Annotated in this window: 16 protein-coding genes; 9 read left to right on the top strand and 7 right to left on the bottom strand. The window is 43.3% G+C overall.

All coding sequences use genetic code 11. The features are described 5' to 3' along the window. Window positions 1-44 precede the first annotated feature (44 nt). The 3 genes from rph (at window position 45) to ACP7AA_RS03045 (ending at window position 2627) form a co-directional block, all read left to right on the top strand. Entirely contained in the window at window positions 45-761 is a 717-nt protein-coding gene (gene rph / locus ACP7AA_RS03055) for a ribonuclease PH (RefSeq protein WP_183620154.1), read from the top strand. Window positions 762-834: 73 nt separating this feature from the next. Next, window positions 835-1326, top strand: a complete 492-nt coding sequence (locus ACP7AA_RS03050; protein WP_426222609.1) for a hypothetical protein — start codon at window positions 835-837, stop codon at window positions 1324-1326. Window positions 1327-1787: 461 nt separating this feature from the next. After that, entirely contained in the window at window positions 1788-2627 is an 840-nt protein-coding gene (locus tag ACP7AA_RS03045; RefSeq protein WP_426222608.1) for a hypothetical protein, read from the top strand. Window positions 2628-2767: 140 nt separating this feature from the next. Here the strand turns inward: ACP7AA_RS03045 and hemJ are convergent, their stop codons facing one another. The 7 genes from hemJ to serB all read right to left on the bottom strand — a co-directional run bounded on the left by hemJ (window position 2768) and on the right by serB (window position 8403). Beyond that, a complete protein-coding gene (hemJ, locus tag ACP7AA_RS03040; protein WP_191690361.1) occupies window positions 2768-3202 on the bottom strand; it encodes a protoporphyrinogen oxidase HemJ in 435 nt (144 codons plus the stop codon). Window positions 3203-3306: 104 nt separating this feature from the next. After that, window positions 3307-4476, bottom strand: coding sequence for a biotin synthase BioB (bioB, locus tag ACP7AA_RS03035; RefSeq protein WP_201589553.1), 1170 nt, complete (start codon window positions 4474-4476; stop codon window positions 3307-3309). Between the two features lie 231 nt (window positions 4477-4707). After that, on the bottom strand, window positions 4708-5214 hold the full coding sequence (locus tag ACP7AA_RS03030; RefSeq protein WP_201565036.1) for a hypothetical protein: 507 nt from the start codon (window positions 5212-5214) through the stop codon (window positions 4708-4710). Window positions 5215-5424: 210 nt separating this feature from the next. Continuing rightward, window positions 5425-5802 carry an AciT family ciprofloxacin tolerance protein gene (aciT, locus tag ACP7AA_RS03025; RefSeq protein WP_227673586.1) on the bottom strand — a complete coding sequence of 126 codons (378 nt, stop codon included), beginning with the start codon at window positions 5800-5802 and terminating at the stop codon, window positions 5425-5427. Continuing rightward, window positions 5780-5833, bottom strand: a complete 54-nt coding sequence (locus ACP7AA_RS03020) for a hypothetical protein (RefSeq protein ID WP_367179659.1) — start codon at window positions 5831-5833, stop codon at window positions 5780-5782. Before ACP7AA_RS03020 ends, aciT begins: the two co-directional genes overlap by 23 nt. A gap of 219 nt (window positions 5834-6052) precedes the next feature. Beyond that, window positions 6053-7063, bottom strand: coding sequence for a DUF368 domain-containing protein (locus tag ACP7AA_RS03015; protein WP_426222607.1), 1011 nt, complete (start codon window positions 7061-7063; stop codon window positions 6053-6055). Window positions 7064-7215: 152 nt separating this feature from the next. Beyond that, the gene (serB, locus tag ACP7AA_RS03010) at window positions 7216-8403 is read right to left on the bottom strand and encodes a phosphoserine phosphatase SerB (RefSeq protein ID WP_426222606.1); all 1188 of its coding nucleotides are present in this window, start codon (window positions 8401-8403) and stop codon (window positions 7216-7218) included. A 437-nt stretch (window positions 8404-8840) separates the two neighbouring features. Here serB and ACP7AA_RS03005 point away from each other — a divergent pair, with 437 nt between their 5' ends. From ACP7AA_RS03005 to ACP7AA_RS02980, 6 genes are all read left to right on the top strand, one after another. After that, the gene (locus ACP7AA_RS03005; RefSeq protein WP_426222605.1) at window positions 8841-10391 is read left to right on the top strand and encodes a hypothetical protein; all 1551 of its coding nucleotides are present in this window, start codon (window positions 8841-8843) and stop codon (window positions 10389-10391) included. A gap of 188 nt (window positions 10392-10579) precedes the next feature. Then, entirely contained in the window at window positions 10580-10816 is a 237-nt protein-coding gene (locus tag ACP7AA_RS03000; RefSeq protein ID WP_045443968.1) for a PA3496 family putative envelope integrity protein, read from the top strand. 443 nt (window positions 10817-11259) lie between these two features. Further along, entirely contained in the window at window positions 11260-11817 is a 558-nt protein-coding gene (locus ACP7AA_RS02995; RefSeq protein ID WP_201565040.1) for a UPF0149 family protein, read from the top strand. A gap of 195 nt (window positions 11818-12012) precedes the next feature. Further along, window positions 12013-12480, top strand: coding sequence for a YbjQ family protein (locus ACP7AA_RS02990; RefSeq protein WP_426222604.1), 468 nt, complete (start codon window positions 12013-12015; stop codon window positions 12478-12480). A 46-nt stretch (window positions 12481-12526) separates the two neighbouring features. Then, window positions 12527-13063, top strand: coding sequence for a YbjQ family protein (locus ACP7AA_RS02985; protein WP_426222603.1), 537 nt, complete (start codon window positions 12527-12529; stop codon window positions 13061-13063). 375 nt (window positions 13064-13438) lie between these two features. After that, window positions 13439-14362, top strand: a complete 924-nt coding sequence (locus ACP7AA_RS02980) for a bile acid:sodium symporter family protein (protein ID WP_426222602.1) — start codon at window positions 13439-13441, stop codon at window positions 14360-14362. Window positions 14363-14636: the final 274 nt, after the last annotated feature.

The following is a 14636-nucleotide window of genomic DNA, read 5'->3' as shown; positions in this document are numbered from 1 at the left end:
TATAACCATCACTCTGCTTTTACAACATCGTACTAGGAAATTTTATGCGTATTGACAACCGTGAGCTTAACCAACTTCGCTCAATCAGCTTTGAGCGCCATTACACTAAGCATGCCGAAGGGTCAGTATTGGTCAGCTTTGGCGATACCAAAGTATTATGTACTGCGAGCGTTGAGTCGGGCGTACCGCGCTGGCTTAAAGGTAAAGGCAAAGGCTGGATTACCGCAGAATACGGTATGTTGCCACGTGCGACCAATACCCGTAATCAGCGCGAAGCAGCACGCGGTAAGCAATCAGGTCGTACGCAAGAAATCCAGCGTTTAATCGGTCGTAGTTTACGGGCGATGATTGATTTAAGTAAGCTTGGCGAAAATACCATTTATCTTGATTGCGATGTATTGCAAGCAGATGGCGGCACGCGTACCGCTAGTGTGACCGGTGCAGCTATTGCCCTTATCGATGCGCTAGAAAGCCTACAAAAAACCAAAAAGCTCAAAGCCGATCCATTGATTGGTTTGGTCGCTGCGGTATCGGTTGGTATGAAAGATGGCGAAGCCTATCTTGATTTAAATTACGAAGAAGATGCCAGCTGCGATACCGATTTGAATGTGGTGATGACGCAAAAGGGCGAATTTATCGAGCTGCAAGGGACGGCAGAAGAAAAGCCATTTACCCGCGCGCAAGCAGACGATATGCTGATTCTGGCGGAAAAAGGTATCGCTGAGCTGATTGCTATGCAAAAAACAGCACTAGGTTGGTAAATTTCTAAACGTTCTTTTATGACTTTTTATTTAAACTTTTAACCATTCACTGCTTTTGAACAGGTAATCGCGCATGCTAAAGCTGACTGATGACGGCGCCAAAATCACCTTACAAGGTCAGTCGCCAGCGGCTGAAAATGGGCTGTTTTGGTTTGGCTCCGCATTACTGGTTGGGGCAGTGGCGGTTGCTTTGGCCATGAGTCTGTTGCCTGAGCGCTTGGCTATTGGCGCTTTGGCCTTATTGATTATTGGTAGTTTTATTTTTAATCGGCAACGCCTGAAACATAAACAAGCCATGAGCGGTATTATTAGTAGCGGCGTATTGTGGGTACGTGATGGCGAGTTGGTGCATGATAATCAAGGCAAACGTGAGCATATTCACCTGACTGATGGCGATAAAATTACTCTGATTGGTGAACAGCTACAGATTGTCGATTGTGATGACATACGTAAATATCTGATTGGCGGTTTTGACAATATCCAAGAAGCTAACGCGGCCAAAGCCATATTACAAGGTCAACCGCTGAGCAAACGCCATGCCAATATTAAGATGAGCAACGATTAGATTGTCGATTGGTTTTAATATTTTAGTTTGTTCATTCTGTGAGTTATATTTAACATAGCTTATAGCTGATTCAATTTAGAAAAAAATTAGTGCTGCTGGAAAATTTTTTGCCAAGCCTCTGGAGTGCAAAGCACACCGCAAGCGAGCAAAACTTGTTCCAGCAGAACGCTATGTTGAATATACTTTCTTTATATTAAACTGATTATATTATCTTTCTTAAGTCTCTGCCTTCATCTTTAAAACTCCTATCTCGTTTTACCGTTTATCTTTAATATCATACCTTTTATCGCTTATCTCCAAGCAATAAGACTTGCAGATTCCTGTGCAAATGGTTTATAAATAGGATTGAAAAATCTTATCTTACTTATCGTTAATACGCTTATTGATACTGAGCATTGATAGCCGTTTATTAATATTAAATTGAGTCGGCTAATCAATAATATGTTGACAAGGAGTTAGTCATGTCGCGTTTGTCCCTTTGGTCAATCACAACGTCGTGCAGTGCCTTATTATTTACTTTTGCTGCGGCCGGTCAGGTTCATGCCGATAGTATGAGCGCCTTGATTGCGCAAAAATCTGTCCAACCTGATTATAGCGCCCGTTATACCCCAACGTATTCAGCGGTTCCTTCGGCCAAAATTAGCACACGTTCTACCATTCAGCGTGCTGGCAATGCCACTAGCTATCGCTCGAATTCGAGCAACGGCCAACCAAGCTATTCTAGTAATAGCTCTTCTAATAACAGCTACTCTAATAACTCCTATTCTAACCAAAATGCTTACATCGGTAATGCCCAAAGCAATTACCGTTATCCTGAAGTAGCACGCCAAGCACCATCTGTTCTGCCCGCATTTTTATCTGGCAATTATGACAATGTCGATAGCGAATATTTACCGCTGTTAAGCAATGCTGAAACCCAAAGCAGTCGGGCGGCGCGCGAAGTGATTAGCACCGCGCGCAAGATGGCGTTAAATGAGCGGACGATTATTAAAGGTGGCTGCTGGGACTATCTCAATGCGGTGTTTAATCGAGCAGGGGTGAGCCGCGATACCATTCATAAAGGCACTTATGGTCAAGGCCCTTATGCCAGTAGCAAGGAGATAGAAGTCGGCGATTGGCTGTATTATATCAATCATGGTTACAATGGCGTCGAGCATAGCGGACTGTTTGTTGGCTGGGTCGATGAGCGCGCCAAGCAAGCATTAATACTGAGCTATGCCGGTGAAAATCGCCGTGAGCCTGCGCGCTACCGTGTTTATGATTTAAGCAACGTCTATCAAATCATGCGACCAAACGTTTAATTTTTAAGGGTATTTATTCAGCTTACTTGAGAGATAAAAAAAGCGTCCGTCACTTGTTAGAGTAACGGACGCTTTTTTATGGATTTTAGAATAAAGATAAAAATGCTTATAAGGTAAATAAGCCTTATTGTTAGCTGTTTTTAAAAGGGTTTTACCACCACTAAAATCACAATAAAGATTAACGCAAATACTGGAATTTCATTAAACCAGCGCCAAAATTTATGCGATTTATAATGCGGATTATCAATGAGCTTTTTACGATAAAATCCGCAAGCCCCATGATAACCAGAAAGTAGCACCACCAATAATAATTTTACGTGTAGCCAGCCCTGAGTTTTATAAACATCCCAGCCCATTCCCAACATCCATAAACCAAACAACCAGGTGGCTATCATCGATGGTGTCATGATACCGCGATAGAGCTTGCGCTCCATAATGGCAAAGCGCTCGTGGCTGATGCTATCTTCGCTCATCGCATGATAAACGAATAGGCGCGGCAAATAAAATATCGCCGCAAACCAGCACACCATAGAGATAATGTGTGCCGCTTTAATCCAATTGAAATAATCTGCCATCATATTCTCTCTTACGATTTGATATCTTATGCACAATTTCTTGATTCATAACGTCGGCAAGCTTAGCGCAGATTACGTGATAATGGTAGCGGCACGCAAGGCATTTACTCTGCTAAGACAACTTGCGACTGATGACCACTCATGGCGTCAAGCACCGGTACTTGCTTTGGCGCTCGTGGCGCGGCAAATTGCTTGGTTAACCCAAGCTCGCGCATCAGTCTATCGTCACCCGACTGGCTGGCATTGCCCGTGGTCAGTAGCTTATCACCATAAAAGAATGAATTTGCCCCTGCCATAAATGCCAATGCTTGCTCAGAGTCAGATAAGCTTTCGCGTCCAGCAGATAAGCGTACGTAGCTGCTTGGGCAGCAAATACGTGTCACGGCAATCGTCCGTATCCATTCAAGGACTGGCAGCTGACCTTCTGCTAAAACCTTGTCGCCGATAGGCGTACCTTGAATAGGAACCAATAGATTGACCGGAATCGACTCGGGTGCTTTTGGCATTTTCAGCAGCTCATGGACCCAGTCGATGCGGTCATTACGGCTTTCGCCCATACCGACGATGTTGCCGCTACAAACGTTAATACCTGAATTGCGTACGTTTGCAATAGTATCTAGACGCTCATCATAGCTGCGGGTACTGACTACTTGCTCGTAGTAACTTCTTGAGGTATCGAGATTATGATTGTAATAATCTAAACCTGCATCAGCCAATTGTGCTGCTTGGTCCGTATCTAGCATGCCAAGGGTCATACAGGTTTCAAGCCCCAATGCTTTGACTTCTTTGACCAGTTCGACCACATAAGGCATGTCTTTGGCGCTTGGGTGTTTCCACGCTGCACCCATACAAAAACGCGATGAGCCTGTGGCTTTGGCGCGTTTGGCGGCGGCAATGACCTTATCGACCTCGATACGTTTTTCCGCTTGTAACTTAGTGGTATCGCGGTGATGACCAGACTGGGAGCAATAACCGCAATCTTCTGGACAGTTACCGGTCTTGATAGATAGCAAGGTGCTGATCTGTACTTCATTGGCGGTAAAGTGTTGGCGGTGGATCGTCTGTGCTTGCAGTAATAAATCCATCAAAGGCAAGTCAAACAATTGAGCAATCTGTTCACGGCTGTGCTTACTGGCAGCTTGTTGCTTGGTATTAGTCGCGTCTGTTGCCAATGTCGCTAAAAAATCATGGGACGCGTTTTTATTATTAAGTGTCGTATCAGTGTGGTTATGATTATTGGCATTCGGTTCTGAGATGTTAAGCAATCCTGCCATGAGATAAATCCTTTTATAACGGTATTTAGAAGTATTAGATAAATTAATAGCTATTAGTTAAATGAAGAACAATTAAATAACCTTGGATGTTTTGCCCTCGGTAAAGTTAAAACAATAAAATCTAGGCAATAAAAAAGGTTGCCGTATAGTATACCGCAACCTTTTTATAAAATCAGAATAGTGCTAAGTAGCTCATTAGAGGTTAGTCAGCTACTTAATTAGGTGACGCAATTATTTACCCAACTTGTGCTTAGCAACGCCGAGCCAATGGTTAGCAAACTTCTGCGCTTTATAAGCATAAGGTTTGGCTTGCTGGATGTAAGGTTTACATTGTTCTGGAACGGCTGGCACGATGTGTTTGGCAAGCTTATTGAACCACATCATTAGGCTATAGTCGCCCTCGATGCTTAGATTGCCTTCTTGTACAGCGGTCATAAAAGCAGGAAGACTGCCTTTGGTCAACAGCTTAACGCCGGTCATTGAGTCTTTAAAATTAATCGTCAAATCGGCTTCTTTAGCATGACCACTATGTTGGCTAAATGTACCATTATCAAAGCTATAATAACGCGCCACATCAGCTTCAGTGCTGGCAAGCTCGATGGTTACTTTACGGTCAGCAAACAGCGCTTTGACGTCTTCGTTATCGCTATCAGCCAACATCGATAAACGGTAACCAATCACCGCCAATAAAACATCTAATGGATCAGACTTAATATCTAATACAGGAACAGTAAACATAATCGAACTCCTAAAGAATGAGACGCAAAATAATGCGTACTTTATAACAATTTTTGCGACAAATATATAATTAGATTATAAACGATTGAACGAATGATAGGTTTCAATTCTTTAGGAGTTACGTAGAGAGCATTAAGTATCTTGTAACATTCGATGACGGCAGTATGATTGGGCAAACTTAGTGAATGACTGAATTACCGAATTACCGAATTACTGAAAGCGCGGTTGATAGTCATCATCATAGACGGGCGTATGTTCAATATAGCGGGCGGCTTGCAGCTCACGTTGCTCATGCACAGTGCGACTGACGTCTTCGTAACGCAATGCTCTATAAAGTACCCAAGCAACCAAAGGTAGCCAGCTGATACCCATAGCAACCACATAATTGTGCCATTCTGACAATACCAACCAATAGCTTAATAAACTGTGAATGGCTTCAACCGCCAACCAATAGGCCATGCCACCGAACAGATACCATAGCAACCAACGCTGCGACGATAAGGCAAGCGCCAGTAGCAAGCCTAGCAGCAGACCAGTACCCAGTATGGCGCCAGCGCCCCATGTTTCACTCGCAAAAGTAGAAAATATTGTTAATAACATTGTTCATCTCGCTCTTCATCAGGTGAATTCCAACACGGTCATTATGGAAGTTTGTGACCTAAAGCTAAAGAGGCTAGCGACGACTTTGCGACAACAGCTGACGTTTGATTTTTTTAAACGATATTAAGGAAATACTGTGCAAATTCTGCCATTATTGCCAAGAAAATTACCAACAAAAAAGCACCACAATCATGGGCGCTTTTTTGGAATTAAAGTGTTTTTTGAGGTCCATTTAACTTTAAGGACGAACGCCGCGGCGCCCCCACCATGATAAGGCGGTGACCAAAACAGCGCCTAACAGCATTAAGCCTAAAGTGGTTAGCCAATGAGCACCCGTAGGATATTGCCATGGCATGACGTTATTGATAGCAGCGCTATTTAATGTACCGAGCGCATCGGTTTTCCATGGCCAAACTTTCACCAGCGAGCCTGCGATAAAACCTGTTAGCAAGGCAAGGGTTGCTTGATAGTAGCGTGATAGCAGCCATTTGAGCATACGGGTAAATAATAATAACCCCGTTGCCATACCGGCAATGACGGTAAAAATAATACTAAAGTTTAGCGTATGGACCGCTTCGAGTATCGAATCATAAGCGCCCATTAACAATAGGATAAAGGACCCTGAGATACCGGGTAATATCATCGCACAAATGGCAATCGCGCCCGCAATGAACAAATAAGGTAAGCTTGGTGCCGTGGTCAATAACGGCAAGCTACTAATAACGACCGCGCTACCAGCCCCCAGCAAAAATAATGCGACCCGCCCTATATTCCAGCGCGTAATTTCAGTTAATAAAATAAAGACAGTGGCGACTACCAAACCAAAAAAGAACGACCAAATCAGTAAAGGCTGATTGTCCAATAAATGCTTAATAAGTCCGGCTAAAGTAGCAAAACTGGTGGCGATACCAAGTAATAAGCACACTAAAAAAGTAGCATCGACCTGTCGCCATACTGCAATGAAACCTTTAAGCCCGCCTTGTTGGCGAAATATCTGCCATAGATTGGGGCCGACGCTACTTAAGGCATTAATTAAGCGCTCATAAATCCCCGCAATCAAGGCAATGGTACCGCCCGAAACACCGGGTACAATGTCCGCCGCACCCATCGCAATACCTTTGACGTAGACACCTAATAGCTGTTTTGGAGTGTCATGATAAATAGGCGAGCTTTCTTTAATTAAATGCTCATTATCTAAATGAGTGGAAGATGACGGCGCATCTGGCCGCGGTGATTGTGATGCCGTCATGGACATTCCTTTCTTATTTAACAGGATAAAAGTGAGATGAATAGGATAAAAGAGATATAGGTATATAAAGGCTTTAACATAAAGTCTTCAATCATAAAAGCTAGGTCAAAGACAAATCCTTAACCTAGCTTATTTTTTAGAATAGTGAAGCGTTATTTTGTACGTACAAAGGCTGGATAGCCAAGCGCATAAAGCACGCCTTCAAGCCCTGTGACATTGACCGCAGCGTCTGCACGCGCTTGAACGATGGGCTTGGCATTAAACGCCACACCCAAATCTGCCAGTGCCATCATCGGTAAATCATTGGCGCCATCACCGACGCAGACCACTTGCGACATATCAATACCTAAGCGTTCGGCGGTATGTTCAGCAATCGCTGCTTTTTTCGTGCCATTAATAATCGGCAGTTGCACATGACCGGTGACTTCGCCATCTTCGATATCTAGCGCATTGGCATGTACTTCATCGATGCCCAGCTGTTCAGCGATATAACGGGCAAAATAGGTAAAGCCGCCTGACACCAAGACCGTATGATAACCCAAGGCTTTAAGCGCACTGATAGTCGTGCGCGCACCTGTCGACAAGGTCAAACGGCTGCATATATCATCGAGCACGCTGGTTGGAATACCTTTTAATAAGGCCACGCGCTGAGCAAAAGATTCGTCAAAATCCATTTCACCGCGCATCGCCGCTTCGGTAATGGTTTCGACTTGCTCACCGATACCAGCGGTTTTTGCCAGCTCAACGATGACTTCTTGCTCAATCAACGTAGAGTCCATATCGAAACAGGCAAGCTTATGGGTACGTAACATATGACCGAGCGATAAGATATGACAATCGACAACATCTAAATGGTCGCTACTCATTGCACTTTGCGAGTTTTTATAGTCTTCGGCTAAGTCATGACGTAGACGCGTGGTCAATTGGTCATCGATAATGTGCGCTGCTGCTGTCTTTTTAGCAGGGTGCATCAGCGTATCGGTGACTGGCACCAGCAAATAGCGGAACACTTGCACATCAATAAACGAGTGCTTGGCAAATGGCTGCGTAGTATCTATATCAGCAATCTCAACATCAACAAAATTGGCATCAGCATCTTCTGCTACGGTCACCAAATGCCAGTTTGGCTGCTCATCCACCCATGATTGCACATATTGATGGATATCGAGCGAAGATACATGCGTAGGCAATACCACAATCAACGCAAAAATAGGCAAGGATTGCAGCGCATCAAAATCATGCAGATTAGTACCCGCAGGCAATAATGACGCTACAGAATCGACGGCTTGTTGCCATGCTTTGCTGTCTTTTGGTAACGAGTAAGATGTATTTTTTTGCATCGCTCAATTGTCCCTTGTATGCTGATATAAGATTAGGAATAATAACAGTTTTACCGGGCAGCGCCTATAGATGAGGTACAAAGTCTCACAGTCAGATAAAAATGCTTGGTATGAGCAAAAATCGCCGTTGAATAAAAGAAAATTCTTACAATAAATTTATGATATTAGCTGACGCCATAACCATTAGTATGGTGATATAGTAGAGAAAATAAACGGGGATTTGTCGATGTGCGCGTGCGCCAAACATACTTGCACAACAAATCTCATGTACGATAGTCAGGTCTCGTAAATGACATTTGATTAAATATTATTTAGCGAGTAGCTGCGGTAGTAAATTGAGCCAAAGTAAATATAAAAAAGATAGCTGCATACTCTTCCAGAAAATGAGCCATAGCCTCGTTTTTTAATTCCATTTATCCAAAAAAGTTTAACATATCATGACGTATTTAGCGCCGCGGCAAGGGTTGTTTGCCATTATTCTCCTGGTTAGTTTTTGTTTGCAGACCCTATTATTGGTCATCAGTACCGATCAGCAGCTGAGCAATAGCCGTGCCCAAAAGGGCGAGCAAATGGTCGCCCAGCTTATTGATGAGGCGCGCTTGTCTTTAGAAAATAAAGACCGCGTCAGCCTCAGCGTCATAGCCAATCGCTATACCAGTGAGCAGGACGTGACCCGCATACTGATTAAAGACAATAATGGTGATGTCTTGGTGCCGGTCGGGAATGCGCCGATGCAGCAGGGTGATACCATTAGCCAAATCGCCACCAAAGGCGATGCGGTCATCGGTAGTGTGGCGTTAACGCTAAAAGATATTAGCAAGGGTGAGATTATCGCCATGCAATGGCCGTTTGTCATTGGCTCGATGTTGCTGCATTTATTGTTATGGCTGATATATGGTTATATTGCGCGTCCAAGTAGAGAGCAAATCAATGCGCTAAGCCGTGATATTCAAGACTTGCATCGCGAGCAGTATCGACAACTTGATCAACGTGAATTTGAGCGCGGTTATGAGCGCAACCTTAAACGTGAAAGCGAATCAGACAGTGGGCTTAACCCTGGATCTGCCTCTAACCCAACTGGTTTCGATAGCGCGATTAAAGAAACCGCTCACGATACCAGTAGCAAAAAACCGCATACTCGAAAATTAAACATTCATAGTGCGGTAAATCAGTATGTCAGAGGGCAACAAGGTCAGGACACCGCGCTGAACACTGATGACAATAATAATGGTAATGAGGGCAATAATGTCAATGACGCTGAAAACTATACGGTAAATAGTGCGGGCAGTAATAACACGGACAGCACGCAAGACGAAATAGCGGCTAGTCATGAGAATGGCAGTAGCCATAAATCTGCTAGTGCTGCGCGCTTGTCGGCTACGCGTCCATTCGATAGTGTTAGCGTTCAGATAGTCTTTCACGATGAGTTCAACATGCTTGAGCGCCTAGCGCCATCGCAGCGCCTGCCTTATTTGGCGTTATGTACCCAATTATTGAACCAAGCAGTGAATGAGCTACTTAAGCAGCCATTGTTGCTTGGGGTCAGCGCGCTCAATGAGCCACACTTTGATGAAAGCGGCGCTTATGTGATGCTAAAAGCAGACAACAGCCACGCCAAAGTCGCGTTGGCAGGTGTGATGCTTGGCAAACTGTATTTGATGCTGAATAAAATCATTCATGATAAGCATGTCGAGCTATCAAGATTTGCCTTACCAGCAAAAGCGGGGGTGAGCGATAATGCGCAAGTCGAGGCAATGAGCCATCTGTTAGATAGCGTGGGTAAAAAGGAGCAAATGCTTATCTTGCTGCCCAATGCTGGTCTTAAACAAATCAGCCATCATGTACAAGTACAAAGCATCATGCGTCCCACCACTGTTTATGAGCGCGAATGCGCGATATTTGATGGCGGCAATGACGCTATGATTCAGCGTTTGGCCGATGTGCGCAATGCAGTATTAATGATTGAAGAGACAGAAGAGCAAGAGTAAATCGTAGCGTTAGATACAGGTGAGCCTCTACAATTGCCTGTGCGATAAGCGTTTGCGCAGGCTTTAACTTTGTACGTGATGCTATGATAGTGATAAAAAGGATTGACAACACTCAATAGAGACTTTATAAGGCATATATATATTCATGTATTTTTAATACCCTTGCCGAAAAATGATAGGAGTTTGTCATGAGTGACGCTGATATTGATGACGATTTTGATGATGATTTTGTAGATGATGATGATGCAAAGATGGTGGAAGAGGCCGAAACAAGTGTGCGTACACGCTTAAGCAGCCTAGAGAAACGCCGTTTGATCGATAATTTGCTAGAAGAAAAACGTTTGGCCAAAGAGCTAAAAGACGATCTTGATGACATCGATAATTTTGATGAAGATGGTGATGACTGGGATGATGACGATCTCTAAATCGTCATGCCCATTATCGGGTTGCAGCTGCCATTTAACGGATCAGGAAAATGGCTTGGTTCCGTGATTTTTAGCCGAAAGTTGTTAACTGATTAAACCGATTCACAAGCTTAAAATCCTGCTGTCGAATGCATTGTGCTAAGCTGGTTGTTAGGTGTTTTTGATAATATTGCTCAATACTGTTTTTAAGATGAGGGTTCTTAGTATTATTATTCTAAGTACTTTTATTCTTCTTAATGCTATTGGTTTATTAAAAATAACGCGGCAATCAGCGCTCTTCAATAGACATATTTTATAAAAGTGCTTTGGACAGGTTTTATGCGTTCAGACAGTTTTTGTTGTTGTCTACCTTGATTTTTAGCTTTCCCGCCTTTTATATTTCTTGTATTTCATAACTTATTTATTGCGCCTGACGTAATCTATCCTCCAAGGACTATCACACTATGAATAACCCACTCAGTTTCGATGAATTATTAGACTATTTGGACAATGAAGAAAGCGCGTTTGTGCTCGATAGTGTTGCCACCCATGGTTTTTTGACCGCGACTGTCATTGGCCGTCCGTTGCCAAATTGGATAGAAGCATTGTTTGAAGGTCATGTCAGTGAAATTCCAGAAAATGTTATCGACGGTATCCAGCGCTGGCGCGAATCGATTATGGCGGAACTAAAAAACGAGACGCCGATTGAGCTACCATTTGGTGAAGATGCCGGTAACGAAGAAGTGGCGGTCGATTTTTCAGACGAGTCAGATATCGTAGCTTGGTCGATTGGCTTTGTTGATGCGATGTATGGCGATGAAGCCAGTGATTGGTTTGAAGATGAAGAAACTGCAGAAGATGTGGCGGTCTTAACCTTGCCGATGATTGTACTCAGTGGCATCGATGATGAAGATCCTGAGCTTGCGCAAATGCGTGCCGATGAAGATAAAATGGCGCAAATGGCTAATAGTATCGAAGGTAATTTGACTGAGCTGTTTTTATTGTTCCATACTAACGACTAGAGCCGTTTGTATATAAATAGACAGACGAACGAACAGATAGCTAAATAAAGAAACAGATAGGCAGCGTTAATGGATATCTTTATCCCAGTAGATGCTGTCTATAAATTAATACTGTCGATAAGCATTCTTCCTTACTATTTGCTGAATCCTTAAATATTCTTTGAACTCCCTATAAGTCACCGATAAGGCTGTACTATGACTGTGCAACTCTCCAATCTTGAGCACTTACCCAATTATCAGATTACCGAGCGCTTAGATGTCGTATATGGCAGTACCGTGCGCTCAAAGCATGTCGGTAAGGACTTGTTTGCTGGGCTTAAAAATATCGTCGGCGGTGAGTTGACGGCTTATACCGAGCTGTTAGAAGAATCACGTCAAGAAGCGATCGATCGTATGGTGGTTAAGGCAGAAGCTTTGGGCGCTGATGCGGTCGTGGGCTTGCGTTTTTCGACCTCGAGCATTGCCCAAGGTGCATCAGAGTTGTTTGTTTATGGTACAGCGGTCAAAGCCGTCCCGCTGCCGCAGCAACCACCGAGCAATCACTCTGGTCATACGGGTTTCAATAATCACAATAACGATCAGAGTCACAATCACAGCCAAGCGGCGCCTCAATCGCCCAGCACCGCTGCTGATGATTTGCCACGTTTCAACCCTTTTGGTTAATAAACCATAAAAAGCGGCAACGCTTTTTGATGATACGAGACGTCCGATGAATAACTCTCTTACCCAAATGCTGATGAACTACGCGCCGCTTATCGTTCTGTTTGTGCTGGGCTGGTTTTTTGGGGCGCGGCATGAGCGGCAGCATTTGGCGCAATTAAGAGTCGCAGAGCAAGAACTCAGTCATATTATCGTCTCAAGTGAGCGCTTTTATGTGCCAAAACTTTCTGCGGATACTGAGTGCCAGTTGGTCATGGGCAGCGTGGTGATTGCACAAGATTATTTCAAAATGGTCATAGCGCGCATCTTAAGTATCTTTGGCAAAAATCTGACCACTTATGAAACCTTGCTTGACCGCGCTCGCCGTGAAGCATTGGTACGTATGCGCACCCAAGCGCAGGCGCAAGGTTATAACCATATCTATGGTTTACGTCTTGAAGTGAGTAATATCAATCAGTTGGGCAGCATGGTCGAAGCCATTGCTTACGGTACGGCAGTGCTTAGTACTGAAAATTCTACTAAAGCGCCTACTGACGCTTCCATCACTATGCCTACCAAAACCTCAATCAACATTTCCAAAAAATAAGCGTTTATACCGTCATAGCTATTTAACTAAAAGTAGTATTTAGCGCTAATTCTCTAAAATTACACCGTAAATGCCCCCGTTTAAACCTCTGTTATTCCTACTCAATCTCTATATGCCGTATTTGACTGGTGAGTCGTTGAATAAAACAGCTAAACCTAACTTTTGCCCTATATACTCCCTTTATTAATTCTTAATTATTGTTGATAGTTAGCAATAACATGCTATGAAAGATGCTATAAAAAATCGTTCAAAATAAGTATTGTTTAAAACGGGTGATGTCCGTTATCTATAAGCATTAGCAAGGATTGCTAATCAGGCATCATTTAATCATTATAAATTGACCTAGCAATAGGTCATATCTACAGGGATGTAGTTATGGAAAGTCTGGCTCTAGTCACCTTAGTAAATACCGTTGTTATTCCTGTTTGCTTGTTTTTAATCATGATGGGTATGGGTTTGACCCTGATTACCAATGATTTTAAACGGGTATTAAGATACCCAAAAGCTGTCGGTATTGGCTTGACCAATCAGCTGATACTGTTGCCAATCATTGGCTTTGCCCTAGCTAATATCATGCCATTACGCCCGGAATACGCCGTTGGGGTTATGCTCCTCGTTCTGTGTCCGGGCGGCACTACCTCAAACTTATTTACCTATTTGGCTAAAGGCGATGTGGCGCTGTCGGTGACGATGACAGCGATTGCCAGCGTTATTACCGTATTTACCATTCCCATTGTGCTGAGTTTTTCATTGATTTATTTTATGGGTAGCGGTAGTGAGTTTGAATTGCCGGTAGTAAAAACCGTGCTTACCTTGGTGGTGCTGACGATTGTACCTATTAGTATCGGAATGCTGATTAAACGCTACGCCCCAAAAGTTGCCGATCGCTCACAAGTCTATGTGTCTCGATTTGGGGTGATATTTTTAACGTTTTTAGTGCTGTTTTTGGGTTATGTGCAACGCGATATCATTGTCGATGCCTTTATCGCTACTGGCCCTGTATCGGTATTATTAAACGTCTCAACCATGGCGCTCGGTTATTATAGTAGCAAATGGTTCGGCCTTAACTTAGCGCAAAGAACTTCGGTGACGCTAGAAGTCGGTCTACAAAACAGTACTTTATCGATATTTATGGCATTAACGCTATTATCTAATTATGACATGTCGATGATGCCCGCCATTTATACCTTAGTAATGTTCCTAACGGCAGGGATTTTGGTGCGTATATTTAGCGCTCGGCACAATAAGCTGAGAAAGTCTGAGATAGAAAGTAGTGTGTTGGCAGCGCGTATGCTGTAAGTAGGGATGCGTTATTTGTACAATTATTCAGGCATAATTGCTCGATTATCATTTTTTAGTTATAAAGCTGCATACCCGCTTTCGATATAGTCAGTGCTAAATAAAATAAGTACAAATGTTATAAAGGGCTACTGTGGTAAATTTTCCATGCTTGCTGTGTGCTTTGCACGCCAGAGGCGGCGTAAAATTTATCCCAGCAGCCCTGTACTATTTTTAAATGGAATTATTATAGTTAACGTCGGTTATGGGATTTTAGCGTTAAATTTAAAAATAC

The organism is Psychrobacter sp. DWR1-2-3 (genome assembly GCF_049896465.1).
In the GTDB taxonomy this organism is placed as follows: domain Bacteria; phylum Pseudomonadota; class Gammaproteobacteria; order Pseudomonadales; family Moraxellaceae; genus Psychrobacter; species Psychrobacter maritimus.
The sequence above is the reverse complement of the archived record's forward strand: the minus strand, read 5'-3'. Positions and strand labels throughout refer to the sequence as shown.

Coding starts and splice junctions, on each gene's coding strand:
- rph (WP_183620154.1), top strand. CDS start 45: ATGCGTATTGACAACCGTGAGCTTAACCAACTTCGCTCAATCAGCTTT.
- ACP7AA_RS03050 (WP_426222609.1), top strand. CDS start 835: ATGCTAAAGCTGACTGATGACGGCGCCAAAATCACCTTACAAGGTCAG.
- ACP7AA_RS03045 (WP_426222608.1), top strand. CDS start 1,788: ATGTCGCGTTTGTCCCTTTGGTCAATCACAACGTCGTGCAGTGCCTTA.
- hemJ (WP_191690361.1), bottom strand. CDS start 3,202: ATGGCAGATTATTTCAATTGGATTAAAGCGGCACACATTATCTCTATG.
- bioB (WP_201589553.1), bottom strand. CDS start 4,476: ATGGCAGGATTGCTTAACATCTCAGAACCGAATGCCAATAATCATAAC.
- ACP7AA_RS03030 (WP_201565036.1), bottom strand. CDS start 5,214: ATGTTTACTGTTCCTGTATTAGATATTAAGTCTGATCCATTAGATGTT.
- ACP7AA_RS03015 (WP_426222607.1), bottom strand. CDS start 7,063: ATGACGGCATCACAATCACCGCGGCCAGATGCGCCGTCATCTTCCACT.
- serB (WP_426222606.1), bottom strand. CDS start 8,403: ATGCAAAAAAATACATCTTACTCGTTACCAAAAGACAGCAAAGCATGG.
- ACP7AA_RS03005 (WP_426222605.1), top strand. CDS start 8,841: ATGACGTATTTAGCGCCGCGGCAAGGGTTGTTTGCCATTATTCTCCTG.
- ACP7AA_RS03000 (WP_045443968.1), top strand. CDS start 10,580: ATGAGTGACGCTGATATTGATGACGATTTTGATGATGATTTTGTAGAT.
- ACP7AA_RS02995 (WP_201565040.1), top strand. CDS start 11,260: ATGAATAACCCACTCAGTTTCGATGAATTATTAGACTATTTGGACAAT.
- ACP7AA_RS02990 (WP_426222604.1), top strand. CDS start 12,013: ATGACTGTGCAACTCTCCAATCTTGAGCACTTACCCAATTATCAGATT.
- ACP7AA_RS02985 (WP_426222603.1), top strand. CDS start 12,527: ATGAATAACTCTCTTACCCAAATGCTGATGAACTACGCGCCGCTTATC.
- ACP7AA_RS02980 (WP_426222602.1), top strand. CDS start 13,439: ATGGAAAGTCTGGCTCTAGTCACCTTAGTAAATACCGTTGTTATTCCT.